The organism is Novosphingobium sp. BL-S-20 (assembly GCF_055521635.1).
In genome coordinates this window covers 1250484-1275599 of sequence record NZ_CM145494.1, presented here as the reverse complement: position 1 = coordinate 1275599, position 25116 = coordinate 1250484, and the positions used below count along the sequence as shown (strand labels likewise).

At 65.1% G+C, this 25116-nt stretch carries 25 protein-coding genes and 1 tRNA gene; 12 read left to right on the top strand and 14 right to left on the bottom strand.

What is annotated here, in order from left to right; translation table 11 throughout:
• The first annotated feature begins 103 nt into the window (after positions 1-103).
• On the top strand, positions 104-2050 hold the full coding sequence (locus tag ACZ1II_RS13875; protein WP_465146959.1) for a putative bifunctional diguanylate cyclase/phosphodiesterase: 1947 nt from the start codon (positions 104-106) through the stop codon (positions 2048-2050).
• A gap of 143 nt (positions 2051-2193) precedes the next feature.
• Here ACZ1II_RS13875 and ACZ1II_RS13870 read toward each other — a convergent pair whose 3' ends face one another.
• The 4 genes from ACZ1II_RS13870 to ACZ1II_RS13855 form a co-directional block, all read right to left on the bottom strand.
• Complete coding sequence (locus ACZ1II_RS13870) at positions 2194-2964, bottom strand: energy transducer TonB (protein WP_465146958.1); 771 nt, start codon at positions 2962-2964, stop codon at positions 2194-2196.
• Positions 2965-3082: 118 nt separating this feature from the next.
• On the bottom strand, positions 3083-4156 hold the full coding sequence (locus ACZ1II_RS13865; protein ID WP_465146957.1) for a linear amide C-N hydrolase: 1074 nt from the start codon (positions 4154-4156) through the stop codon (positions 3083-3085).
• A gap of 33 nt (positions 4157-4189) precedes the next feature.
• Positions 4190-5101, bottom strand: coding sequence for a hypothetical protein (locus ACZ1II_RS13860; RefSeq protein WP_465146956.1), 912 nt, complete (start codon positions 5099-5101; stop codon positions 4190-4192).
• Positions 5102-5360: 259 nt separating this feature from the next.
• On the bottom strand, positions 5361-6377 hold the full coding sequence (locus ACZ1II_RS13855) for a polyprenyl synthetase family protein (RefSeq protein WP_465146955.1): 1017 nt from the start codon (positions 6375-6377) through the stop codon (positions 5361-5363).
• 108 nt (positions 6378-6485) lie between these two features.
• Between ACZ1II_RS13855 and ACZ1II_RS13850 the strand changes: the two genes are divergently transcribed.
• On the top strand, positions 6486-6788 hold the full coding sequence (locus ACZ1II_RS13850) for a chorismate mutase (RefSeq protein WP_147219830.1): 303 nt from the start codon (positions 6486-6488) through the stop codon (positions 6786-6788).
• A gap of 292 nt (positions 6789-7080) precedes the next feature.
• On the opposite strand, the gene ACZ1II_RS13845 is transcribed toward ACZ1II_RS13850, so the two are convergent.
• The 4 genes from ACZ1II_RS13845 to ACZ1II_RS13830 all read right to left on the bottom strand — a co-directional run bounded on the left by ACZ1II_RS13845 (position 7081) and on the right by ACZ1II_RS13830 (position 10130).
• The gene (locus ACZ1II_RS13845) at positions 7081-7284 is read right to left on the bottom strand and encodes a hypothetical protein (RefSeq protein ID WP_465146954.1); all 204 of its coding nucleotides are present in this window, start codon (positions 7282-7284) and stop codon (positions 7081-7083) included.
• Positions 7285-7374: 90 nt separating this feature from the next.
• Complete coding sequence (locus ACZ1II_RS13840; RefSeq protein WP_465147300.1) at positions 7375-8727, bottom strand: sensor histidine kinase; 1353 nt, start codon at positions 8725-8727, stop codon at positions 7375-7377.
• A 74-nt stretch (positions 8728-8801) separates the two neighbouring features.
• On the bottom strand, positions 8802-9479 hold the full coding sequence (locus ACZ1II_RS13835) for a response regulator transcription factor (RefSeq protein ID WP_147219799.1): 678 nt from the start codon (positions 9477-9479) through the stop codon (positions 8802-8804).
• Positions 9480-9806: 327 nt separating this feature from the next.
• The gene (locus ACZ1II_RS13830) at positions 9807-10130 is read right to left on the bottom strand and encodes a PepSY domain-containing protein (RefSeq protein WP_147219800.1); all 324 of its coding nucleotides are present in this window, start codon (positions 10128-10130) and stop codon (positions 9807-9809) included.
• A gap of 143 nt (positions 10131-10273) precedes the next feature.
• Between ACZ1II_RS13830 and ACZ1II_RS13825 the strand changes: the two genes are divergently transcribed.
• Positions 10274-12058, top strand: coding sequence for an ABC-F family ATP-binding cassette domain-containing protein (locus tag ACZ1II_RS13825; protein WP_465146953.1), 1785 nt, complete (start codon positions 10274-10276; stop codon positions 12056-12058).
• Positions 12059-12251: 193 nt separating this feature from the next.
• On the opposite strand, the gene ACZ1II_RS13820 is transcribed toward ACZ1II_RS13825, so the two are convergent.
• A complete protein-coding gene (locus tag ACZ1II_RS13820; RefSeq protein WP_465146952.1) occupies positions 12252-14075 on the bottom strand; it encodes a DUF885 domain-containing protein in 1824 nt (607 codons plus the stop codon).
• Between the two features lie 180 nt (positions 14076-14255).
• Here ACZ1II_RS13820 and ACZ1II_RS13815 point away from each other — a divergent pair, with 180 nt between their 5' ends.
• The gene (locus ACZ1II_RS13815; protein ID WP_465146951.1) at positions 14256-14828 is read left to right on the top strand and encodes a helix-turn-helix domain-containing protein; all 573 of its coding nucleotides are present in this window, start codon (positions 14256-14258) and stop codon (positions 14826-14828) included.
• Between the two features lie 23 nt (positions 14829-14851).
• Entirely contained in the window at positions 14852-16060 is a 1209-nt protein-coding gene (locus ACZ1II_RS13810) for a glycosyltransferase (protein WP_465146950.1), read from the top strand.
• Between the two features lie 59 nt (positions 16061-16119).
• Here ACZ1II_RS13810 and secF read toward each other — a convergent pair whose 3' ends face one another.
• The 3 genes from secF to yajC all read right to left on the bottom strand — a co-directional run bounded on the left by secF (position 16120) and on the right by yajC (position 19156).
• On the bottom strand, positions 16120-17106 hold the full coding sequence (secF, locus tag ACZ1II_RS13805; protein ID WP_465146949.1) for a protein translocase subunit SecF: 987 nt from the start codon (positions 17104-17106) through the stop codon (positions 16120-16122).
• A gap of 12 nt (positions 17107-17118) precedes the next feature.
• A complete protein-coding gene (gene secD / locus ACZ1II_RS13800; protein ID WP_465146948.1) occupies positions 17119-18732 on the bottom strand; it encodes a protein translocase subunit SecD in 1614 nt (537 codons plus the stop codon).
• Positions 18733-18820: 88 nt separating this feature from the next.
• Positions 18821-19156, bottom strand: coding sequence for a preprotein translocase subunit YajC (gene yajC, locus ACZ1II_RS13795; RefSeq protein WP_147219807.1), 336 nt, complete (start codon positions 19154-19156; stop codon positions 18821-18823).
• Between the two features lie 285 nt (positions 19157-19441).
• Between yajC and ACZ1II_RS13790 the strand changes: the two genes are divergently transcribed.
• The 6 genes from ACZ1II_RS13790 (at position 19442) to aroQ (ending at position 21869) form a co-directional block, all read left to right on the top strand.
• Positions 19442-19518: transfer RNA gene (locus ACZ1II_RS13790), tRNA-Pro, on the top strand.
• 139 nt (positions 19519-19657) lie between these two features.
• Entirely contained in the window at positions 19658-19873 is a 216-nt protein-coding gene (locus ACZ1II_RS13785) for a hypothetical protein (RefSeq protein WP_465146947.1), read from the top strand.
• 177 nt (positions 19874-20050) lie between these two features.
• The gene (locus tag ACZ1II_RS13780) at positions 20051-20407 is read left to right on the top strand and encodes a hypothetical protein (RefSeq protein WP_465146946.1); all 357 of its coding nucleotides are present in this window, start codon (positions 20051-20053) and stop codon (positions 20405-20407) included.
• A gap of 71 nt (positions 20408-20478) precedes the next feature.
• A complete protein-coding gene (locus ACZ1II_RS13775) occupies positions 20479-20892 on the top strand; it encodes a holin family protein (RefSeq protein ID WP_465146945.1) in 414 nt (137 codons plus the stop codon).
• An 87-nt stretch (positions 20893-20979) separates the two neighbouring features.
• Positions 20980-21330 (top strand): hypothetical protein, encoded by a 351-nt coding sequence (locus tag ACZ1II_RS13770; RefSeq protein WP_465146944.1) that lies wholly within the window; start codon positions 20980-20982, stop codon positions 21328-21330.
• Between the two features lie 101 nt (positions 21331-21431).
• Positions 21432-21869, top strand: a complete 438-nt coding sequence (gene aroQ / locus ACZ1II_RS13765) for a type II 3-dehydroquinate dehydratase (protein ID WP_465146943.1) — start codon at positions 21432-21434, stop codon at positions 21867-21869.
• Here aroQ and ACZ1II_RS13760 read toward each other — a convergent pair.
• Both ACZ1II_RS13760 and ACZ1II_RS13755 read right to left on the bottom strand, forming a co-directional pair.
• Positions 21833-22363, bottom strand: a complete 531-nt coding sequence (locus ACZ1II_RS13760; RefSeq protein WP_465146942.1) for a hypothetical protein — start codon at positions 22361-22363, stop codon at positions 21833-21835. The genes aroQ and ACZ1II_RS13760 overlap by 37 nt on opposite strands.
• 20 nt (positions 22364-22383) lie before the next feature.
• The gene (locus tag ACZ1II_RS13755) at positions 22384-22851 is read right to left on the bottom strand and encodes an Lrp/AsnC family transcriptional regulator (RefSeq protein ID WP_031342574.1); all 468 of its coding nucleotides are present in this window, start codon (positions 22849-22851) and stop codon (positions 22384-22386) included.
• Positions 22852-23259: 408 nt separating this feature from the next.
• On the opposite strand from ACZ1II_RS13755, the gene ACZ1II_RS13750 reads away from it, so the two are divergent.
• Entirely contained in the window at positions 23260-25092 is a 1833-nt protein-coding gene (locus ACZ1II_RS13750) for a histidine kinase (protein ID WP_465146941.1), read from the top strand.
• Positions 25093-25116 lie beyond the last annotated feature (24 nt).

The window sequence follows — 25116 nt, the reverse complement described above, 5'->3', positions numbered from 1 at the left end:
CTTCCTCCCACTGCCGGTCGAACCCGAAACGGATGAGACAAGGCGAGACGTCTACGCTTCATCAAGGAATTGTACCTAAGCAAAACTCTCAGGAGTTCTCGTTTTGCCCGACGCCAGTTCAATCCAGAGCAAGATGCACCGCGCCGGGCACTATCCACTGCCCGTCGCGCAGTACTTGCGCCTGCGCGAGCGGATACCCCCGCTCTACGGACTCTTGTCGATCAACGCGGGCATTCTGGCCTATACGCATCGCGTACTGGCGCCGGGTTATCTTACCCTCACGATTCCGGCGATCCTGATCGCCGGCTGCCTGATTCGCATGCTGGTCTGGCTGCGTCCGGTTACCCAGCACGATCTGGAGGCCGATGCCGCGCACCGACGCATGAAGCAGGCGGTCTGGCTCTCGCTGCTGCTCGCCACAACCTTTGCCATCTGGGCGCTCTGCCTCGACCGCTATGGCGGACCTTACGAACATGGCCATGTCGCGGTCTTCGTCTCGGTCACCGTGCTCGGCTGCGTGTTCTGCCTGACGTTCCTGCCCATGGCGGCCCTGCTGATCTGCGTCACGGCGCTGGGCATGTTCCTCGTCTACTGCATGACGACGGGATCGGAGACGCTCACCGCCGTGGCGATCAACATCGCCCTCGTCGCCGCCGTGATCCTCAAGATCCTGCGCGATACCTACGATTCCTTCGTCGAACTGGAGATGGCCCAGCGCGAACTACAAGTCGAGCGCCGGCAGGCGCAGGCGCTGGGCGACGAGAATGCCCGCCTGGCCCAGACCGACGCGCTGACCGGCCTGCCGAACCGGCGCTATTTCTTCGCGACGCTGGAAAAACTGCTGGAACGCAGCCACGATCAGGTCTTCTGCGTCGGCCTGATCGATCTCGACCGCTTCAAGCCGGTGAACGATACTTACGGCCATGCCCAGGGCGACCGTCTGCTTCAGGTAATTGGCGCCCGCCTGCTTGCGCAGTGCGATCCGGGCGTGACGATCGCCCGGCTCGGCGGCGATGAATTCGGCTTCATCGTTCCAGGCGGCCCCGACGAAGCCGAAGCGATTGCGCAGAAATTCTGCGCGGTCATCCGCATGCCCGCCCGCCTCGGCGAAGTGTCGGTGGCGGTCGGGGGATCGGCGGGAATCTCGATCTACCCGGAAAGCGCCCGCAACGCCCATTCGCTCTACGACCGTGCCGACTTCGCGCTCTACCACGCCAAGAACCATCGCCGCGGACAATGCGTGCGCTTCTCCAACCAGTTGGAAACGCTGATCCGTTCCGAACAGGCGCTGGATGCCGCCATGCAGAGCGCCGATCTCGTGCAGGAACTTTCGGTCGCCTACCAGCCGATCATCGCCACCGAGAGCAATCATCCGATCGGTTTCGAATGCCTCGCACGCTGGACGGCCCCCACACTCGGCGCGGTGCCGCCGGAACAGATGATCGCATCTGCCGAGCGCGTAGGCCGCGCCCGCGAGGTTACCGCCACGCTGTTCGGCCACGCACTGGACACGCTGGCCCTGCTGCCGCACCCGATCTCGGTCTCGTTCAATCTTTCCGGCCACGATATTTCGGACAGCGAGACGATCGCGACCCTGCTAAGCCATATCGAGCGCAGCGGCTGCGATGCGCGGCGCCTGCTTTTCGAGATCACCGAAACGACACTGATCGCCGAATTCGAAACCGCCCGCGCCGTGCTCGAACGCCTGCGCGCAACGGGCGCCCGCATTGCGCTGGACGACTTCGGCACCGGCTATTCCAGCCTTTCGTCACTGCATCAGTTGCCGCTCGACATGGTCAAGATCGACCGCAGCTTCGCCCCTCGCCTCGACGAGACGGTAGGGCGCCGCCTGATCTCGGCGATCCGCAACCTTGCGCGCGCGCTTTCGCTGGAATGCGTGATCGAGGGGATCGAGACCGAGGACCAACTGCTCAGCGCCCGGATCGCCGGGTTCTCGCTGGCCCAGGGCTTCCACATCGCCCGGCCCATGTCGCTGGAAGACATGCTCGGCAGGGTCGAGGCCTCATCCAAGGCCTGGCAGCTGGCTTGAAATTCGCTGAAAGCGAATTTTGCGGCACCAGCCCACGCCCCCACCCGACCTCCCAACGATAGTACCCTATGGGAGGTCGGGTGGGGGCGTGGGCTGGTGCCGCAACGAAAATGCCCCGGAAGGGCATTTTTCAAACATGCTTTTCAGATATCGCCCTTGGTGCCGTAGTCGATCCGGATGCGCACCCAGGTACCAAGCTGTTGCTTGCCGTTGATGCGCGGCGGGAGCACCTCGAACTGCCAGGCGGCGTTCAGCACCGCGCGTCCGAAGCCGGACCCGCGCGGCGATTCGCCGAGGATCTGGCAGTTCTCGACCTTGTAGTGCTCGATCGTCTGGCAGGCGATCATGCCCCAGCCGCTACGCGGGCGATTTTCGGGAAGGTAACCGCCGAGCTGTGCGTCGGTCGGACGGCGGAACCAGTCGGCATTGTAGAGCGTGGCGCCGCCCGGACCTTCGCCGGGACCGTAAGTTCCGCCGGAGCCGCCGCTCGGTGCGGCCGATCCCTGGGCAGGTTCGGGTCCCTTCATCTTGCCGATATCGGCGGCGGCGAAGTCCTGACGCGAAACCTTGAGGAAGGTAAAAGCGGGCTTTTCCTCGACCGGCTTTACGACCGGAGGAGTCGGCGGCACCTTTTCCTGAACGACCTTGGCCTGCTTGGTCTTCTCGGTCTTCTTTTCCTCGCGCTGCTTGGGCTTTTCCGGGGTGTCCCCGCCCTTGTCGCGGTCGTGATCGACGACATCGAACGTCGTCAGGGACGTCGTCTTCTCAACCAGTTGGGGAACGAGGCCGGTCTGGTAGATCGCCAGAAGCAGCGCAATGAGAATCAATCCCCCGGAGAGGATCGAAGAAACGAGGCGTTGGCGCGGCGAACCGGGCTGATAGCCCGATGTCACCATCTCGGATTCGGCGGGCATGGCGGCGTCTGAATAGGGCGCTTCCCATGCCACTGCAATTGCAGCGATGTTGCAGGATCATTGCGCGGCGAAGTCCCGTGCGAAAAAACCGCCGGACTGCGCCGCGAAAAAGGGAAATTCAGCCGTTCAGGCCAAGGAAGCGGAACGGCGCATGCTCCACGAAATCGCCGTTCACCTCCCCGGAGAAAGTGTGATCCTGGTTCGGTCCAAGATCGAGCCATTTCACCTTGCCGGTTTCCTTCGAGAAATCGATCTTCTTCAGATTCACCCAGAAGGTGTTCGGCGTCAGCGCCGATTCGAAGAAGTAGAGCCCCCGCTTGTGATCGAACACCGTGCGCCAGCGCGTGGAAGAGATATTGGGCTGTTCGGGCGTGTTGATGCCGTAGGGCACGGAGGCATTGCGGATCACACTGAACACCGAAGCCAGCGCCTTGTTGGGGTCCTCATCCTTGGGAATGGCGTTGATGTAGAAGGAGGCGCGCGCGAAGCGGTCCGCCGCGCGGTTCGTGCCGGGCAACATCACCGTGCCGCCGATTCCCTGCCAGTAGGCATTGAGCGCAAGCTGCCCGTCATAGGTCGGCGAGTTGGTCATGACCTGGTATTCGCGGCCATGGTGGATCACCAGCTTGCCCTTGATATATTCGAAAATGGCGCTGTCTCCGCTAGAGTCGGAGAGCGAGAGATGCACCGTGGTCAGGCGGTTCTCACCCGGCACATTGTCGGTGACGATGGTGAACGGCTCTTTCTCCAGCGCCGCCACGGCTTCCGCCACGGTCGCGAAGTTGTCTAGGGCATATTGCGCCCAGGCCGCAATCGTCAGGCCGGGTTTGCCCTTGCCGTCGAAATGCGGATACTCCGATTCGACGAGCCAGAGCATGTTGGCGTTGAGGCCTTTCTCATTCACGCCATCGGTGCTCGACACGTCATAGCCGCTGACGACGAGGCTGCCGTATTTCGCCGTCCATTTGATCGAGTTCGGACCAGCCTCCCCGCTGCGGGAAATTCCGCGCGGGAGTATCCATAAGTTGGAAACGATATCGCTCTTCCAGTCCATCGAGCGCGCGGTGATCACATTGCCGTTCGGGCCGAGATAGACCGCCCGCGTGCAGGCATCCGCGGCAGGACTTGCGACCAGAAGCCCTGGCAGCGCCAGCATGCCCAGCGCGCGGCCGAGTTTCGTCATCACTCGCATGGTCATTCTCCTCTTCGCGGGAAAGAAACGCGGTCAGAACAGCATGGAAAGGCCGAGCACCGGGCCGCGCTGCTGCATGTCCCAGACGAACCTGCCGCGCCCGGTGAAGTCGTCCTGGCTGTAATCCTCGTAGATGAAGCGATAGCCGCCGCGCAGGATCGTCCGCTGGCCCAGCAGGTGCGTGCGATAGCCCAGCATGGCGAGCGCATTGACGCTGACGTCGGACCCGGCACCGAAGCCGCCGACATCGCCCTGCACGAACAGGTTCCAGTGCCGGGACAGATCGGCATTCACGCGCAGGCCCGCGAAAGGATCGACCCAGCCGGCGCGCCTGTCCGTCTCCAGACCCAGCGGCGCCACGGCAGCGCCGGCCTTGAGGCGCGTCCAGCGCAGGCCCACGGTCGGCTCGAACGAGATCGTGCGGGCCGCATCGAACGCCGTTTCGCCGGACAGCGGCACGACCCAGGCCTTGTAGTAGAAGCCCCCCGCCACCCGCGTCGTGCGGATGCGCAGGTCCACCGGCACCGAGAGCACCTTTTCGGCCTGCGAGGTCCGGACGTGCTGGGCATCGAGATAGCCGCCCCAGCGGTCGTTCACGACTTCGATATTGCCCATCGCGGCCAGGTCGAGATGCTTGAAGATATCGCGGAACGGCAGGTGCGCGGGGGTCTGCAAACCGGCCAGCCCCAGATCGCCGCCCAGCGACGCACCCCAGACGTAAGGGCTGACGATCAGCGTCCAGCAGGTGCCCTTGCGGCCCGGCGCACGCTGAGGCGCAATGGATGGTTCCGGCTCTCCCTGCTCCGCCCCTACCGTATTGTCCTGCGGTGTTATGCCGGGATGTCCGACTTCCGTGCCCGCAGGATCGATGCCGAAAGCCTCCCCCCCGGCCTTCGCTTCGGAAATAGTGCAAAGGCCGGCAAGAAAACCGCCAACAACAACCATCCGAATTGCAAGCAGACTGGACCGCAGCATCGACGACCTCCCGAAACAGGAATTCGTAATACCCAAATCCTATAGGTATTTATTTATAGCTTCAACCGGATAGATTTTTTTGGCAAACCAAGATGCGACGCTGATGTCGCAATAGCAGGCCAGCAAATCAGCGTTACCGCTGTGACAACCTTGTTCCCGAGCGCATACGAAAACGCCGGGCAGAACCTGCCCGGCGTTCGATCCCTAAAAGGGTAGTGCGACAATCGGTTCAGTAACGACGCGCGATCGCGAACTCGACTGCCTCGCACATGGCATCGCGCGCAGCGCCTGCCGGGAAGATCGAGATCGCGTCGATCGCCCGCTGGCCGTAGAGCCGCGCCCGCTCGCGCGTGGCCTCGACGCAGCCGTGGCGGTTAATCAGCTCGACCGCGTGAGCAAGGTCTTCGTCCTCGGTGCGGAAACCGGCGATGGCTTCCTCCCAGAACTTGCGCTCTTCGGCATTGCCGCGCGCATAGGCCAGGATCACCGGCAGGGTCATCTTGCCCTCGCGGAAATCGTCGCCCTTGTCCTTGCCCGATTCGGCGGCCTCGGAATCGTAGTCGATCGCATCGTCCACGAGTTGGAAGGCGATGCCGAGGTTACGGCCATAAGCGTCGAGCGCCTGCTCCTCCGCCTCGGTCTTTTCCGCGACCACCGCCGAAATGCGGGTAGCGGCGGCGAAAAGCGCAGCGGTCTTGGAGCCGATGATCTGGAGGTAGTGCTCCTCGCTCGTCTCGATACGGCGCTGGGCGGTGAGCTGGTCGACTTCGCCCTCGGCGATGATCGAGCTGGCCTTCGAGAAGATCTTGAGGACCTTGAGGCTGCCGTCCTCGACCATCAGCTCGAATGCGCGGGTGAACAGGAAATCGCCCACCAGCACCGTCGCCGGATTGCCGAACACGATATTCGCGGCGGCCTTGCCGCGGCGCATGTCGGAACCGTCGACGACGTCGTCGTGCAGCAGCGTGGCCGTGTGGAGGAACTCCACGGCAGCGGCCAGCCGGTGGTGGCGCGTGCCCTGATAGCCGCAAAGCTCGGCGGCGGCGACCATCAGCATCGGGCGCATGCGCTTGCCGCCGCCCGCGATCAGGTGTCCGGCCAGCGCCGGAATGAGGGGAATCTCGCTCTGCATCCGGTCAAGGATGACGGCGTTGACGCTGTTCATGCCGGCAGCGGTAACCGCCAGCATGGGAGCGAGGGTTGGCTGCGACCCGCGTGCGCGCAGGGGGAGAACGTCGGCACTCATCGCCCCGCGCATTGCGCGTTCGGCGCCGTTAACGCAAGAGCGAATGCCATGAAGACGTGAAACGCGGCGACTGGAAGCGGCGGCGAACCCGTGCTAGCGGACCTCGCGATGACCCAGGAAACTCCCGCAGCCGACCCCGTTCTCGCCAGCTTCCGCGCGAGCATCGACAATATCGACGCCGCCCTCATCCACATGTTGGCGGAGCGATTCCGGATCACCCAGGCGGTGGGCGCCTACAAGGCCGAAAAGGACCTTCCCGCCTCCGATCCCGGCCGCGAGGAGCGCCAGATCGTGCGCCTGCGCAAGCTCGCGGAAGACGCCAACCTCGACCCCGATTTCGGCGAGAAATTCATCCGCTTCATCATCGATGAAGTGATCCGCCATCACGAGCGGGCCAAGAACGAGGCGTAATTCCCGCCGCTCGCGGGGAAATGGAGGGCCGATGATCGGCCCCCGGCGCTTAGCCAAGGCACCGAACCATAAAACTCCGTCGCCCCCGCGAAGGCGGGGGCCCCGCTTTCCTTGTTCCACAGCGCGGGCGTTGAAAAAGAAGCGGGATACCCGCCTTCGCGGGGATGACGGGATAAGTTGAGGCAACGGAAAGCTTAGGCTGTTCCGCTATATGCTCGGGCTTGGCGAAAGTAGCCGGACAACCCCGGCCTTCGCCTTCACAGGCGAAAACCGGATTGACGCCCGATAGCGCTTACTCGCCGACCAGATCCTGAAGCTTCGTCATCAGGGTCTGGATGCGCGTGGCCGCTTCGGTGAAGGTGGTCACGTCCTCGCGGTTGTTGTTGCCGCGTGCTTCCTTGGCCGCCTCGACATAGCCTTCGAGATCGGCTTCCAGCGCATCGACGATGATTTCGATCTCGTCCGACGACAGCGAAAGGTTGATGGAATCGGTCATGAGAGTGTCCTTGATCTGGTAAACCGCGCCAATGGGGACGAATGACCGGAGCCGCAACCACCTCCGCGCCGCTTCCCCCAAGAATTGGTTCTATGCATCGACCCGCGGCAGCTTGAGCTTCACCAGCAGACCGCCGAGATCCTCGCTTTCGTCGAGTTCCACGGTGCCGCCGTAGATTTCCACGACATCGCGCACGATGGCAAGGCCCAGCCCGGTGCCGGGCTTGCCGGTGTCGAGTCGGGCGCCGCGGTCGAAGATGCGGATGCGCTCGGCCTCGGGAATGCCCATGCCGTCGTCCTCGATCCAGACTTCGCAGAGCGGCGCGGTGCGGTCCGGATCGACCGTGACGAAGACGCTGCCACCGCCGTATTTCGCCGCATTCTCGATCAGGTTGCCGAGGATTTCCTCAAGGTCCTGCTTCTCCAGCGCGACCACCGCCTCGCGGTTGCCGTCGAGATCGAGGCGCGCCTGATCGTAGAGCCGCTCGACCGCGCGCAGCACAGCTTCGAGGCTCGGCCAGAGTTCCGCGCGCGACTGGCCGACCGCGCGGCGGCCGACTGCGCGGGCGCGCGCCAGATGGTGATCGACCTGCCGCCGCATGACCGCCGCCTCGCGGATGACGGTATCGGCCAGGTCCGGCGATTTGGCCGTCGCCGCGTTCATCACCACCGTCAGCGGGGTCTTGAGCGCATGGGCGAGGTTGCCCGCATGGGTGCGCGCTTCCTCGGCCTGACGCTCGGTATGGGCGAGCAGTGCGTTCAGTTCCTCGACCAGCGGCTGCACTTCCTGCGGCAACGGGTGATTGACGCGGCTGGCCCCGGTGGTGCGCAGCTTCTGGATCGCGCGGCGGACATGGCGCAGCGGGAACAGCCCGTACCAGGTCTGCATCCCCGCCATCAGCAAGAGGCCAAAGCCCAGCGCGACGAAGCTGTAGACGAGGATGCCGCGCACCATCTTGAGCTGTTCGTTGAGGTCCGCGCGGCTGGCGGCGACGGTGAACATCCATTTCGAATCGCTGCCCGGCAGGATGATCGAGCGCTCCATCACCCGCAGCGGCTCGCCGGCGAACTGGTCGCTGTCATAGACGTGCGGCTGCGCGTCGAAGTGGTCGGCGGGCACGTTCAGGGTGCGGTCCCAGAGCGAGCGCGAGGGGAAATCCTCGTGCCCCTTGGCGCGAATCTGCCAGTAGAGGCCGGAATTCGGCTCCAGGAAGCGCTGGTCTCCGAGCGGGCGGATGAAGAACACTTCCCCGTCCGGCCCGATCTCCGCCGAGCCGATCATGCCGGTCAGCATGTAGCCGAGCTGTTCGTCGAAATTGCGCGAGATGAGGCCGGTCAGCGTGCGATCGAGCGCGAGGCCGCCGACCAGCAGCAGGATGAAAATCCACCCTGCCGCGATCAGCATCATGCGCCGGGCCAGCGATCCGGTGTTGGACGCCTTCATGCGCGGACCGACCTGATTCAGGTTCTCCTCTTCGCGCACGTCTCCTTCCTGCACCTTACCGCTCCCGGCGTTCTTCAGCCGCGACCAGGCTCTGCGGGATCGTCGAGGCTGTAGCCAAGGCCGCGGATCGTCGTGATGACATCGGCACCCAGCTTCTTGCGGATGCGGGTGACGAAGACCTCGATCGTATTCGAATCGCGGTCGAAGTCCTGATCGTAGATGTGTTCGATCAGTTCGGTGCGGCTCACCACCTTGCCCTTGTGGTGCATCAGGTAGGACAGCAGCTTGTATTCCTGCGCGGTGAGCTTCACCGGCTCGCCGTCGAGCGTGACGCGGCCCGAGCGGGTGTCGAGGCGCACCTCGCCCGCGGTCAGTTCGCTGGAAGTATTGCCCGAGGCGCGGCGGATCAGCGCGCGCAGGCGGGCGATCAGTTCCTCGGTCTGGAACGGCTTGGCGAGATAGTCGTCGGCGCCGGCATCGAGGCCCGCCACCTTGTCCGACCAGGAATCGCGCGCGGTCAGCACCAGAACCGGGAAATTGCGCCCTTCCCGGCGCCACATGCCGAGCACGGTCAGCCCGTCTATCTCGGGCAGGCCGAGGTCGAGGATGACGGCGTCGTAGTCTTCGGTCGAGCCCAGGAAGTGGCCGTCCTCGCCGTCGACGGACAAGTCTACGGCATAGCCGGTCTGCTCCAGCGTGGTCTTGAGCTGGTTGCCGAGCGTGGGTTCATCCTCGACGATCAGGATGCGCAATTCGATCTCTCCCTAAGCGAGGGGGTCTGAAACAGGGGCCTCCGAAATGGGATTGGAGGCCTGGAGCGTCAAGCGACGGGAACCGGCTTGGTTCCAGCGCTTCGGCTTCGCTGTTAGCATTAGGCGTTCAATTATGAACGTAAAGATGAACAAGAACGGTTCATCCCCACCTCAATATGCCCAACCAGGGCGGATCGACATTTAGTTCAGGTGGAACCGAGAAGCGTGATTATCGAGCATCGGAGCGCAGCGGACTTTCGGTCCGTGAGCACCGAAGCGCAGAGAATCGCGCTTCGCAGGCCCGCATGAGCTGAATGTCGATCCGCCCTAACGCGACTGGCCGATCACGCGGCCCGTCCGGGCGTCGACATCGACGAAGAAGACCTTGCCGTTGCGGATGAACTTCAGCCGGTAAGCCATGGCGGCGGAATCGAATTCCGGGCCGAGATACTGCATCCCCGACATGCGCGGCAGGACCTGACGCTCGATGTCGGGCAGGGAGAGAACATTGCCCGCCCGGCGTTCGCGGCGCACTTCGCCCTGCTCGCCGCCGGGATCGGCAGCGTGGGCGGTGAGCGACGGTCCGACCATGCCAAACGCGGCAAATGCCAGCGAGGCTGCGACCGTCAGAGAGGAAAGGGACTTGTTCATATCGACTTGCTGCCTAACCCTCTGGCCTTGAACAAGTCCTGAATGTGGCGCGAAGGTGGCACCATGTTTTCACTGTTGCACAAATCCCACAGCGCCTTCGTCCGCCTTGCCAGCCCCCCGCTCTGCCCTGTAGGGCGCGCGTCATGGCACTTGCACCAATTCTCAGCTGGGAAAACCTCGGCCTGATCCAGGGCTCCGGCTGGCTCTTTCAGGACCTCGACATCAACATCGCCCCGCGCGACCGGTTGGCCCTGATCGGCCGCAACGGCGCGGGCAAGACGACGCTGCTCAAGCTGATCGCGGGCACGGTCGATGCCGACAAGGGCACCCGCTCGGTCCAGCCCGGCACCCGCGTGGTGACGCTGGAGCAGGACCCGTTCTTCACCGGCTTCGATACCTTGCTCGATTTCGCCATTCACGGCGACGACGCCCCGCAGCAGCACGAAGTGGAAGCCATCGCCGACCAGCTCGGCATCGATCTCTCGCGCGAAGCCAAGAGCGCTTCTGGCGGTGAGCGCCGCCGCGCCGCGCTCTGCCGCGCCCTCGCCTCCGAGCCGGATCTGCTGCTGCTCGACGAGCCGACCAACCACCTCGACCTTGCCGCGATCGACTGGCTGGAATCCTGGCTCCAGCGCTACAACGGCGCTTTCGTGGTGATCAGCCATGACCGTACGTTCCTGACCCGCCTGACCAATGCCACGCTCTGGCTCGACCGCGGCGGCCTGCGCCGCCGCGACATCGGCTTCGGCGGCTACGAAGCCTGGGAAGAGGAAGTCTACGCCGAGGAAGCGCGCGCCGCCCAGAAACTAGACGCCAAGCTCAAGATCGAGGCGCACTGGCTGGAACGCGGCGTTACCGCGCGGCGCAAGCGCAACCAGGGCCGCCTTGCCAAGCTCTGGGAAATGCGCGCCCAGCGTGCCTCGATGATGGGGCCGCAAGGCGCCGCCAAGCTGGCCGTCGTAGCCGACGACAGCAAGACCAAGTCGGTCATCGTCGCCGAGCACGTGACCAAGAAGTTCGGAGACCGCACGGTCATCAAGGACTTCAACTTGCGCATCCAGCGCGGCGACCGCATCGGCGTGGTCGGCGCCAACGGCTCGGGCAAGACGACCTTGCTCAAGGTGCTGATGGGCGAACTCCAGCCCGACGAGGGCACGGTGACGCGCGCCGCCACGCTCGACGCCACCGTGATCGACCAGCAGCGCAGCCGGATGAGCCCTGAAATGCGCATTCGCGACGTGCTGGCCGAAGGTGGCGACTGGATCGACGTGGTCGGCGTGCGCAAGCACATCCAGGGCTATCTCAAGGACTTCCTGTTCGATCCTGGCCTCGTCGAGGCGAAAGTCGGCACGCTCTCGGGCGGCGAGCGCTCGCGCCTGCTGTTCGCCCGCGAGTTCGCCCGCACCTCGAACCTGCTGGTGCTCGACGAACCGACCAATGACCTCGACCTCGAAACGCTCGACCTGCTTCAGGAAGTGATCGCGGACTACGACGGCACGGTGCTGATCGTCAGCCACGACCGCGACTTCCTCGACCGCACCGTCAACGTCACGCTCGGCCTCGACGGTTCGGGCCATATCGACGTGATCGCGGGCGGCTATGCCGACTGGGAAGCCAAGCGCCGCGAGCGCACGAGCGCAGGGAAAGCCAAGGCGAAAGGCGAAAACGCCCCGCCGCCTCCACCGATGCCGCAGAAGAAGGGCAAGCTCTCGTACAAGGACCAGCGCGACTACGAGCTGCTGCCGAAGAAGATCGAGGAGCTGGAAGCGGCGATCCTGCGCGACGAGGCGGCCATGGCCGACCCGGCGCTCTACACCCGCGATCCGGCGAAATTCGCCAGCCTCTCGTCCGCCATCGAAAAGGCGCGCGGCGAGAAGGATGCGGCCGAGGAGCGCTGGCTGGAACTGGCAGAACAGGTCGAAGGGTAAGCCGCGTTCCCACGCGGCCCCCTTCCCTAACGCCTCCCCGATCCTGTCCCTAACTACCTCGTCATCCCCGCGAAGGCGGGGATCCCGCTTCTTCAACGCCCGCGCGGTGGGACAAGAAAAGCGGGGGCCCCGCCTTCGCGGGGGCGACGGAGTGATATTTCACTATATCCCTCCACCAAACATCCCCCGCGCCTCACTTCCCTTTGAGACGTTCCGCGATGCGCTCGTCCACCCGCTTGTCGAGCATCGACAGCGGCATCACCCCTTCGGCGAGAATGGCGTGGAACCACGGCAGGGTGAAGCCGTCGCCCAGCGCCGCCTGTGCCCGCTGGCGCGCCTTGACCCAGGCCGTGTGGCCCATCTTGTACGAACAGGCCTGCCCGATCATCGTGCAATAGCGCTCGACCTCGCGCAGCGAGCGCGGGCGGGCGAAGCCGACGGTCTCGACCATGTAGTCCGCCGCCTTCTCGCGGCTCCAGCGATAGTGGTGGAGGCCGGTGTCGATCACCAGACGCGCGGCGCGGAAAAGGTAGCTCTGGAGATAGCCCGCGCGTTCCAGCCCGCTGTAGCCGCCCAGTTCGTCGGCAAGCTGCTCGGCGTAGAGCGCCCAGCCCTCGCCATAGGCGGAAATGAAGCTGTTTTTCAGCAGCATCGGCAATTCGCCGCCGGTCTGGGCATAGCCGCCCTGGAGGTGGTGGCCGGGAACGCCCTCGTGATAGGTCAGCGACGGCAGGGTATATTTCGGCCAGTCTCCCACGTCCTTGAGGTTGATCCAGTAGATCGCCGGACGCGAGCCATCGAGCGGCGCGCGATAGTAATAGCCGTTCGAGGCGCCGTCCTGGATCTCCGGCGGCACGCGGCGGATTTCGAGCGGCTGCTGCGGCGGATTGTCGAAGGCCTGCGGCAACTTCGCGTACATCTGGCGAATGCCCTCGTTGAGCGCCGCTATAAGCTCGCTGCGCCCGGCATCGGTGTTCGCGTAAAGCTGGTCCGGCCGCTTGTTCAGCGCATCGAGCCGGGCGCCGACCGCGCCCTGGGTGAGCCCGGTGGACTTGAGGATCGTATCGAGCTGCGCGGTGAGATCGGCGACCTGTTCGAGGCCGATCTTGTGGACTTCCTCCGGCGAATAATCGGTCGTGGTCGCCTGCTTCAGCGCCTCGGCATAGATTTCGTCACCCTGCCTGAGACGCCAGGCACCGTCGCCCGCCGCCGTGGTCGGGCGCTGCGCCTTCAGCAGCGCGATCTGCCGGTCGAGCGCGGGATGGACCTGCTTTTCGAGAATGGCCGAGGCCTGTGCCGCCCAGTCACCGGCGATCCCCTTGGCCGCCGTCCGCTTGGCCAGCGATGTCACCAAGCCGCTCTCGGCAGCAGGGGTATCGCGCAGTTTCGCCATCTGACCGAGCGCCAGATCGAGCGACCAGCCCGGCGCCACCACGCCCCGCGCGCCGTATTCCTTCTGGAGTTCGGTCTCGTCGTCGAGCGCGGTCTTGAAAGCGGAGAGGCGCGAGAGATAGGCCTCGGCATCATCCCTGGTCTCGATCGTGTGGCGGCTGTCGAGGAAATCGGGCAGCGAGAAATAGGCGCCGCCCTGCTGGGTGATGAGATAGGGCCGCTGCGCGCTTTCGAGGTCGAACCTATCCTTCGACACCACCCGCTGGCGCAGCTGGTAGAGCGCCAGTTCGCGATTGCGCCGCCCCGTCTCGCTGAGCGGCGCGGGATCGACTTTCTCGACTTCGGCGATCGCCTTGTGACCTCGTGCCAGTTGCGCCGCGCGGCCCTTGGTGCTGCCATCGGAAAGCCGGGACTTCAGGGCCGCATACTTGCCCTTGTCGAGGCCCAGCGAGCTGGCCATTTCCGGGCTTTGCGCCAGCGATTCGTAGAATAAGCCGTCGAGCTTCGCATAGAAGGCCGTGTCGGCCGCGTTCGGCGCGGTAACGGCGGCAATCGCATTGCGGGAAGCAAGCAGGCTCCAGGCCAGACCGGCGCCTGCCGTGGCCATGAATTCGCGGCGATACATTCTGTTCTCCCGGGATGCGGTGGTGACGCCGAAGGTGCCGTTCCTTTCGCGAGACCGCAACGAAACTCCGGTTTTGAAACGGATTAATTCACAGAGAGCCAAAGCCTTGTGCGAACAGACTCCAGAATGGCACTATGACAGCACTTGGAAAACCAGAACGGTTATGCGAGCCCTTTGAGGATGATAAACCGCATTCGCGACATTCGCCTGCAGAAGGGCCTGACGCTCGCCGACGTCGCCGCCGCCTGCCTGCCGCCGACGACCGCGCAGACCATCGGGCGACTGGAGACGGGCACGCGCAACCTCTCGCTCGCCTGGATGAACCGGATCGCCAAGGCGCTCGATATCGAGCCGGAACGCCTGCTGCGCAGCGAGAGCGAGGTGCCCGCCATGGTCATGGCCGTGCTCTCCGAAAGCGGTGCCGACAGCCCGCGCACCCGGCGCGAGGCGATCCTGCCGAGCGACCTTGCCGCCGATGCGCCGTGGATGGTGATGGAAGTCGAGCAGTCCTGCGGCGAATACCGCGCCGGGGATCAGGTCTGGCTGCGCCAGTCGCCGCCGCAGGACGCGCCGAAGCTGCTCAACCGCGACGTTCTCGCTCCCCTGCCCGGCGGCCGCTTCGCGTTCGGGCGCCTGATCGATGGCAGCCGTGAGCGGCTCACCCTGCTCCCCCCGGCAAGCGGTCAGCCGGTCGCTACGGTGGAACATCCCCAATGGCTGGCCGTTGCGCAGATGCTCGTCAGAAAGCTCTAACTTTCGCCCGGTAAAGGGAAGTCATGCGCATCCTCTCCATTGCCACGCTGTTTCCCAATCCGGTGAAGCCGTCCTTCGGGATCTTCGTCGGCAACCAGATGCGGGCCATCGCCACGGCAGGCGACGTGGACCTCACCATGGTCAGCCCGATCGGCGTGCCGCCCTGGCCGCTCTCCCGCCGCCATCCCTACGACAAGCTGGCGGCTATCCCGGAGCGCGGCGAGGTCTCGGGCCTGCCGGTGCTCTATCCCAAGTTCACCCTGATCCCGAAGATCGGCGGCGACAGCAACCCGGCCCGCATCGCCCGCGCCGTGCTGCCGCTGGTGCGCCGCCTCCATGCCGAGCAGCCCTTCGACCTCGTGGACGCGCAGTTCTTCTTTCCGGACGGCCCCGCCGCCGCCATCGTCGCGCGCGAACTGGGCCTGCCGCTCACCATCAAGTCGCGCGGCGCCGATATCCATTACTGGGGCCAGCGCCCCGCCGCGCTGAAACAGATGCGACAGGCCGCGCAGCAGGCCGCCGGGATGCTGGCGGTGAGCCGCGCCCTGCGCGAGGACATGGTCGCGCTCGGCATGCCGCGCGAACGCATCGGCGTGCATTACACCGGCCTCGACCGCGAGCGCTTCCACCCCATCGAGCGCGGCGCCGCCCGCGCGCTCGTCTCGGCCATGCCCAATCTCGGCATCTGGTCGCAGGGGCCGCTGATCGTCACCCCCGGCTCGCTGATCCCGCGCAAAGGCCAAAGGCTGGTGATCGAGGCGCTCGCCCGGCTTCCCGATGCCCATCTCGCGCTGGCGGGCACGGGCGAGGACGAAAAGCCACTGCGCGCCCTCGCCGAGCGGCTGGGCGTGGGCGAGCGGGTGCAGTTCCTCGGCCTCGTCGGCCATGATCTCCTGCCGCATGTGCTCTGCGCCGCCGATGTGCTGGTGCTGCCTTCCGCCAGCGAGGGCCTTGCCAATGTCTGGATCGAGGGCTTGGCCTGCGGCACCCCGATCGTCATCCCCGACATCGGCGGCGCCCGCGAGGTGGTGCAGGACGAGACCGCCGGTCACATCGCGGCGCGCACCCCCGAAGCCATCGCCGAGGCCGTCAGCGCCATCCTCGCCGACCCGCCGAGCCAGGCGGACGTTTCCGCCCATGTCAGCCGCTTCTCCTGGGGCGTGAATGCGCAGAACCTCGTCTGCTTCTGGCGCGACGTGCTGGCGGGCGAAGCGATCACCGCCGCCGCCTGATACGAGAAAGGGCCGCTCCTTGCGGGAGCGGCCCTTTCGTTTTTCAGCTATCGCTGCCTTTAGGGACGCGCGCCGCCTTCGCGGGCGAGACGGTCCTGACGGTCGATCTCGCTTTCCTGCTTCACGAACGTATCCGACTTCACGCCCAGCCAGATCAGGATCGGCGCGGACATGAAGATCGAGCTGTAGGTGCCGATGAAGATGCCCAGCGTAATCGCGGCGGTGAAGCCGAAGATCACGTCGGGGCCGAGGAACAGCAGCGACACGAGCATGATCAGCACCGAGAGCGAGGTCGCGATCGTGCGCGACAGCGTCTCGTTCACCGAGAGGTCGAGCAGCTCGTTCATCGGCATGCGGCGATGCTTCTTCATGTTCTCGCGGATACGGTCGTAGACGACGATCTTGTCGTTCAGCGAGTAGCCCAGCAGCGTCAGCAGCGCGGCGACGATGTTGAGGTCGAACTCCATCTGCGTCAGCGAGAACATGCCCACGGTCAGCAGGATATCCTGCACCAGCGCGAAGAGCGCGCCGACCGCGAACTGCCATTCGAAGCGAATCCAGATGTAGATCGAGATGCAGATCATCGCGAGACCAAGCGCGAGCATGCCCGTGTGGAACAGCTCGCCCGAGACCTTGCCCGAGACCGAGTCGACGCCGTCGACGCGGGCATCGGCGAAGTCCTGCCGGATCTTGGCGGTGATCTTGCGAGCCATGCCGTCGGCCAGCTTCGGATTGTCGTCCGCGCCTTCGGGCAGCTTCATGCGCACCGAGACTTCGTTCGGCTTGCCGAAAGTCTGGATCACCGGCTCGCCGAAGCCGAGAGCATCGACGCTGTCACGCAGCTTGCCGACCGGCGCGGTGGCGCTCTGTTCGAAGGTCACGCGGATCATCTGGCCGCCGACGAAGTCGACGCCGAGGTTCAGCCCGTGGGTGAACAGCAGCACGATGGACGCAGCCATCGCCAGCAGGTTGGTGATGAAGAACGGCCACTGCCAGCGCAGGAAGTGGATGTTCGTGTGATCGGGAATGAGCTTGAGGAGCTTCATGCGCCAGTACCTTTATACGTTCAGGTCGCTGGGACGGGCGCGACGCAGCCAGCCCGCAACCCACATGCGGCTCATCGTGACGGCGGTGAACACCGACGTGACGATACCGATCATCAGCACGACCGCGAAACCGCGAACCGGGCCCGAGCCGAAGGCGAACATCAGCACGGCGGCGATCGAGTTGGTGATGTTGGCGTCGAAGATGGCGCGGCTCGCCTCCTTGTAGCCCAGTTCCACCGCCTGCACGACGCGGCGACCGCGATGGCGTTCCTCACGGATGCGCTCGTTGATGAGCACGTTGGCGTCGACCGCGGCACCGATGGTGAGCACGAAACCGGCGATGCCCGGCAGCGTCAGGGTGGTGCCCAGCACCGCCATCACGCCCAGGATCATCAGCACGTTGAACACCAGTGCGAGGTTCGCATAGGCGCCGAAACGGCCATAAGTCAGGAAGATGAACAGCATCAGCAGCACGGTGCCGACGCCCATGGCGACGACGCCCTTCTGGATCGAATCGGCGCCGAGATCGGGACCGACAGTGCGTTCCTCGACGACGGTGAGATCGACCGGCAGCGCGCCCGAACGCAGCGCGATGGCGAGCTGGGTGGCCGACTGGACGTTGAAGCTGCCCGAGATCTGGGCGCTACCGCCCAGGATCGCCTCGTGCATGGCAGGCGCCGAAAGCACCTTGCCGTCGAGGATGATCGCAAAGCGCTTGCCGACGTTCTCGCTGGTCAGCTTGGCGAACTTCTCGCCGCCCTGCTGGTTGAAGGTGATCGAGACGACGGCCGCATTGGTCTTCGAATCGAAGGCCTGCTTGGCGTCGGTCAGTTCGTCGCCCTTGATGCCGCCGAGACGCTTCACCGCGAGGGCGGGGACGCCGCCTGCCGCGGGATCGTTGGGATCGGCATAAGGCACCAGCTCGTCGCCCGGAGGGACGATGCCCTTGGCAAGGTCGCTCGGCACGGCGGTCTCGTCGACCAGCTTGAATTCGAGCTTGGCGGTCTGGCCCAGCAGGTTCTTCAGCGCCTGCGGGTCCTGGAGGCCGGGAACCTGCACGTCGATGCGGGTGCCGCCGAGACGGCGGATGTCCGGCTCCTTGGTGCCGAGCGCGTCGATGCGCTTGCGCACGACTTCGACGGCGGTCTCCATCGCATTGCTGATCGCCAGGTCGATGCCCGCCTGGGTCGGCACGAGGATGAAGCGGGTGCCGTCCTGCACCGTGATGTCCCAGTCGCGCTGGCCGGTGAGGCCCGCGCCCGAGGTCAGCGGCAGGATCGCCTCACGCGCGGCATCGACCTGCGAAGGATCGCGCACGGTGAAGGCCAGCTGGCCGCCGGTGCTGGAGAAATCGCCGATGGCGATGGTCGGGCTGGCCTGGCGCAGGCGCGTACGCACGGATTCTTCCATGCCTTCGAGGCGCTGCTGCACGACCTGCTGGCGGTTGGCCTCCAAGAGGAGGCGGCTGCCGCCGGCCAGGTCGAGGCCGAGATTGATCTTGGGCTCGGGCAGGAATGCGGGCCAGCGCGCATTGGTCAGGGAGACCAGCGAGGGCACGGCGCAAAGGGCGATGACGAGCGTCAGGCCCCAGTACCAGAGCTTCTTCCAGGTGGGAAATTCGAGCATAGCCTGTGGCTTCTCTCCGAAAGAGCGCCCGGTCCGGGGCGCTCCATGCAGTCTGGCATGGCCGGGGCGACCCGGCGATGCCGGAAAATCAGTCGTTTGCGGGCTTCGAGCCGGCCGGCGGGATCACGTCGACGATGGTCGACTTGACGGCCTTCACGACCACGCCCTGCGCCAGCTGGACGTCGGCATAGTTGTCGTCGATCTTGACGATCTTGCCGACGAGGCCGCCTCCGGTCAGCACTTCGTCGCCCTTCTTGAGCGCCGAGAGCTTGTTCTTGTGCTCCTTCTGCTGCTTCATCTGCGGGCGCAGGATGAGGAACCAGAAGATCACCGCCATCGCCACGAACGGCAGGTACTGAATCCATGCCGGAGGCGCGCCCGCGGGAGCGGCGGCGGCGAGCTGGTTGAGAATCGAGCTTTGCATTGAACTGAAGGGCCTTCTCGTCTTTTCATCCCCGGCGCGAATCGCGCGCCGCATCCGATCTGCGACACGCCTCGCCGGGAAAATCCATTCAAGGACTTTGCCGGATGGGCGCGGTTAGCAACAAAGCGAAGAACTGGCAACGCGCGGCCTTCCGGCCCTGCCCGCCCATCCCCCGTGATGCGCCTCGCAGATAAGTATCCACAGGCGCGCTTCAACCGCGATGAAGAAAGTCTCACAGAGACGCTTGCGCTCTCAAAATATGCTGCCTATAGGGCGCCCTCCGGTCGGGACGTAGCGCAGCCTGGTAGCGCATCACACTGGGGGTGTGGGGGTCGGAGGTTCGAATCCTCTCGTCCCGACCAATGAAAAATGCCGCTTTCTGCTTCGCGCAGAAAGCGGCATTTTCGTTTCTGCGATCCCTGTAGCGTTCGGCGGACACGAGTTGGCTGCGCCTCCATCGGATCGCCCGCACGAATCGCGCCGCCAGAATGGGAGAATGCGATGACCCCTGAAAACGCCAGCCCCAACCACGAGCGCAATGCCGCCATTTACGTTGCCGTGATCGATGGCGCGACTTTTGGCGAACTGGCCCAGCGCTACGGCATCAGCCGGGTCCGCGTGCAGAAGGCCTACGCCCGCGAGCGCACGAATGCCTGGGAAGCGCGCAAGCGAGGGGAAACCAGCTACCTCGATCGCCCCATTCCACGGGACGTCTGACGCTTTCCCAGCGGCTACCTCAAGCCAGTTACTTGAAACCGCTCCAGTATCCATCGGCGATACCTGAATGAAATTGCCCCGCTTTCCCGGCTGCCAGCCAGCGCCGGAAGTTCTTGACTGAACAATGCGGCAGGGTCATTCGGAGCAATACTTCGAGTCAAAAAGTAGGGGGTGCAGATGAAGTTCACTCTTGCCGCGATAGGCATCGCGCTCGGCGCATTCGCCGCCTCGCCGTCGATGGCGCAGACTTCGACCTGCTACCGGCTCGGCAATATCGCCTCGTGTTCCGTCCAGCCGAACAGCGGCGAGAATCCGATCCAGCAGCGCCACGCGGGCTTCCAGGAAGTCGATCGCCTCCACAAGGAGAACGAGGACCGCGAAGAGGCCCAGCGGCAGCAGGGCCTGCGCGAGGAAGTTGGCGCGCTGGTGGCCGATGGGCGCTGCGCCGATGCCCGCAAGACCGCGCTGAGAGCTGGCGATTTCGCGCTGGCCGATCGGGCGGGCGCGATGTGCGCACCGGCCAAGAAACGCTGACAGGGCGCGTTTTCCTACATCCCAGACTTCGGTTATCTGGTTGCGGGCCACCATCCAAGGGAGTGCCCGCAATGCCCCTCTTCGATTCGATTCTCGCGCCGGTCTCGAAGATCATCGACAAGGTGATCCCCGACCCCGAAGCCCGCGAGCGCGCAAAGCTGGAACTGCTGAAACTCGAAAATTCTCAGGAATTGCAGCTACTTCAGGCCAGTCTCTCACCCATCGTCGCAGAAGCCTCCTCCTCCGATCCCTGGACCAGCCGCGCCCGGCCGAGCTTTCTCTACGTCATATACGCGATGATTCTCTGGGCCTTGCCGATGGGCCTGATCGGCGCGCTGAGCTCGGCGACCGCCCGCGCCATCGGCGAGGCCATGACCGCCTATCTGAACGGAATCCCCGAACCGCTCTACGCGCTCTTTGGCACCGGCTATCTCGGCTATTCGGCCATGCGCCAGTGGGGCAAGACCAAGGGCAGTGATCGCTGAAGACCGGGCGTTAAGACAAACCCAAGCCTTCGTCGCTAGCTATCCTTGCAGGGATGCGTCTTTCGCCATCCCTGCAAGGAGCCAAGAGTGTTTCGAAGCATAGCGCGCATCGCGCCGATCCTGATCCCGGCCCTGATGCTGGCCGCCTGCGGGCCGAGCCGCAAGGAAGAACTGGAGCGGCAACTCGCCGAGGCCAAGGCTTCTGCCGAGCAGGAAGCAAACGCCCGTGAGCAGGCCGAGCGCGAAGCCGCCGCCGCCCGGCGTCAGGCCAACGCTGCCGAACTCGCGAAATTCTACTCCGGCGACACAGCCGAACCGCAAGCCGAAGCGCCGCAAGCCGAGACGCCGCAGGACACTCCGGCGCAGAGCGCCCCGCCAGCCGCAGGATATCAGGCCGATGGCCGCCCCGTCGGCGACGAGATGCCCGCACCGCAGTAACCCGCCCTCTTTCACATGTTCCGCGCCGCCGGGTGTTTCCAGCGGGCCGGAAAATGCTCTAGAGCCGCGCCCGGATAGCAACCGCACCGGGAATTCGCGAAATGGCCAGCAAGCTCGTCTACGTCCTCAACGGACCCAACCTCAACCGCCTCGGCAAGCGCGAACCCGGCATCTACGGCTCGCAGACGCTGGACGACATCGGCGCGATGCTGGTGGAACGCGGCGAAGCGCTCGGCTGCACGATCGACATGCGCCAGTCCAACCACGAAGGCCACCTCGTCGACTGGCTGCACGAAGCCGAGGACGAAGGCGCCCATGCCGTGCTGATCAACCCCGGCGCCTATACGCATACCTCGGTCGCGCTGCATGATGCGATCCGTTCGATCACGGTGCCGGTGATCGAGGTGCACCTCTCCAACCCGCATGCGCGCGAGGAATTCCGCCACAAGTCATGGGTCGGCATGGCCGCCAAGGCGACCGTCGCGGGCTTTGGCGCGAAAAGCTACCTGCTGGCGCTGGAAGGTGCCGCGGAACTCTGAATCGCTTTACAGCGATGCATCTCGCCGGAATCGTCACGCACGGTGACGATCCGGTGGAGAGGCGCCGCCATGCGTCCATCGGCATCCGGCTTGGCGGAACCGTCGGTAAGAGCGACGACGCATTCCCCCTGCTCCGCCAGCGACAGCAGCATGGCGCGAACCTGATCCGCCGAGCCGGGTTCCGGCACCCGGAGCAGCAGATAATTGCCGTCCGTGCCGCCCATATCGGCGCCGGTCACATGGCGACGCAGCGCGCCAAGCGACGCCACCGGATGCCCCTCGACCAGCCATTGACCCCGACCCTGGCCCTGCCCCCGGTCGAACACCGGAAGGCGCGCCAGTTCCCCGGCCGGGAACTGCGCCTGCAAGGGAATCGCGCCCAGCTCGAAATCGGGCAGGCGCGGCTCGGGCGGGCGAGTGAACCACCAGAGGTTTCCGCCCACCAACAGCAACGCCGCGCCCAACAGGAGGACGCGGCGCGTTTTCTTCGTCATTGCCACGCGGTGTATCGCTCTCAGGCTTCCAGCGGAACGCCGGGCACGCTCTTGGCGGTGCGGATCGTCAGCGAGGTCTTGACGCTGTCCACATTCGGGGCGGGCGTCAGCTTGCTGGTCAGGAATTCCTGGAAGCTCTGAAGGTCGCGGCTGACGATCTTCAGGATGAAGTCGATCTCGCCGTTGAGCATGTGGCATTCGCGGACTTCGGGCAGACCCTTCATGTGGTCCTCGAAGGCGCGGAGCGATTCCTCGGCCTGGCTCTTCAGGCTGACGAGCGCGAAGACGGTGATCGTGAAGCCCAGCTTCGAGGCGTCGAGGTCGGCGTGGTAGCCTTGGATGATGCCCGATTCCTCAAGGCTGCGCACGCGGCGCAGGCAAGGCGGCGCGGTGAGACCGACGCGCTGGGCGAGTTCGACATTGGTGATCCGCCCCTCGTCCTGCAACTCTGCGAGCAGGCGGCGATCGATGTCATCGAGATTAATCATGCGAAACTTTCCTTGCGGGGCGCGCAGCGTGATCCGGCATGCAATATCCACTCGAAAACGCCGACAACCCTGTAATAATATTATCCCATAGCGTAATCGTCCCGCATTGCAACGCCTACAATCTACCGACTTACAGCGTCTGCACAGTTTGATAGAAGCCTGGTGACCTCGGCTTAACCTCTCAGCGGCTAAATCGGGCAGGATAGGGATAGGGCGCCTTCGCAAGCACTTGCAGGGCGCGTAACGGTCTGATTCGAAATTCGCGGAAGCGCGAATTTCGGTTCGGCACCGGCCCTCTCCCTCACCCGACCTCCCACAGGGTACGCTCGTTGGGAGGTCGGGTGAGGGAGAGGGCCGGTGCCGAACGATCCGAAACGACAGTTTCGGATCAGACACCAAGGAGCCGGAATGCACTTCGACGATCGCCTTGCCACGGTATTGCGCCTGCCGTCCTCCGGGGACGCGCTGGCGCGTATCCAGTATAGGCAGCTGATCGACATCCTCGGCCGCCTGCCCGGCGACGCGCATTCCGACGCTATCGAAGCCGGTTTTGCGCGGGTTACGGAACTGGCGGGGGTAATTCCAGCCGCCGACCGCGCGCGGCTGGTACGCCAGCCGCTCCAGCCATTGACCAACCCGCGCCTGCTCGCCCTGTTTGCCGAAGCGGAACCCGAAGTCGCCACGGCCGCCATCGGCACCGCCCGGCTCGACGAGGCTGGCTGGCTGGAACTCGTCCCCGCATTGCCGGTGCGTGCGCGCGGCATTCTGCGCCACCGCCGCGATCTCGGCATGGAAGTGGAAGCCCTGCTCGATCGCCTCGGCATCCGCGACCGCGCCCTTCCGCCTTGCGAAACCGCGCCCACTGCCAAGCCCGAATCGGCTGAGCCGCTGGAACTGATCGAAGAGGCTGCATTCCCCGAGGCAGAAGTCCTCCCTGCCGAACAGGTTCTTCCCGAACCAGCCCCCTTCACCGAGTTCGAGCAGGCCGCCAACCGAAGCGCGACCAATGCACCTCTCACGAATGAAGACGAAGCCGGGATCGGCGCGATCGTCCGCCGCATCGAGGAATTCCGCAAGGCCCGCGAGAGCCAGACGGCGGCGAGCGGCAATACTACCCGGCTGCCGCTTGCCGATTCGCCCGCGCCCGCTCTTGCCGCCATCGATTTCGCCACCGACGCGGAAGGCCGCATCTGCTGGGCGGACGGCGTCCATGCCAGCGCGCTGATCGGCCTCAATCTTCCCGCCCTCGACCCGGCGCTGGGCGAACCGCTCGATCCATCCGCGCCCTTATCGCCCAGCCCGCCAATCTCCAGCCCTTTGGCCTCGGCCTTGCTGCATGGCCCCGGCCTTGCGCTGTCGATGCGCCACCGCCAGCCGCTGCGCGCTGCGCGGATCGAAGTGACCGGCGCGCCTGCCGTCAGCGGCGGCTGGCAGGTCGACGCAGTGCCCCAATTCGATCCCGCCAGCGGTCGCTTCACCGGCTATGCAGGCCGCTTGCGCCGCCCCGGCAGGATCGCCCCCGTCGACGCCGCACCTGCAGCCGAACCGAGCGAAGCGGACCGCATGCGCCAGGTCCTGCATGAACTGCGCACCCCGGCCAATGCCATCCAGGTCGCCGCCGAGATCATCCAGCAGCAACTCTACGGCCCCGCCCCGCACGAATATCGCGCCCTCGCCGCCGCCATTGCCGGAGACTGCGCGCATATCCTCGCCGGGTTCGAGGAACTCGACCGGCTGGTGAAGCTCGAATCCGGCGCGCTCGGCATCGAATCCGGTGAATGCGATCTCGCCTCGGTGCTGACCGAGACGGTCGCGCGCCTCAAGGCCTGGACCGAGCCGCGCGGCAGCGGCTTCGTGCTGCCGCCCGCGGAAGCGCTTCCCGTTCTCGTCGCCGTGGACCGCATCGAGATCGAGCGCCTACTCTGGCGCGTCTTCGCGGTCCTGGCGGGCATGACCGCGCCGCAGGAGCTGCTGCCCGTGCGGCTTGCCGTCGAGAACGGCCGTATCACCATGCGGATCGCCCTGCCCTCGCTGCTCATCGCCCGCGACGCCCAGAGCCTGTTCGAAACACCGGTCAGCGAGCGCGGCCAGTCGCTCTCCACCGGCATGTTCGGGATCGGCTTCACCTTGCGCCTCGCCGCCGCCGAAGCCAGCGGTGCCGGAGGCGGGCTGGAACGAGAGGAAAACGAACTCAAGCTCTCGCTCCCCGCCATCCAGGAAGCGAGCCTTCGCGCAATTTGATGCGCCTCCTTTACCGAAGCGGAA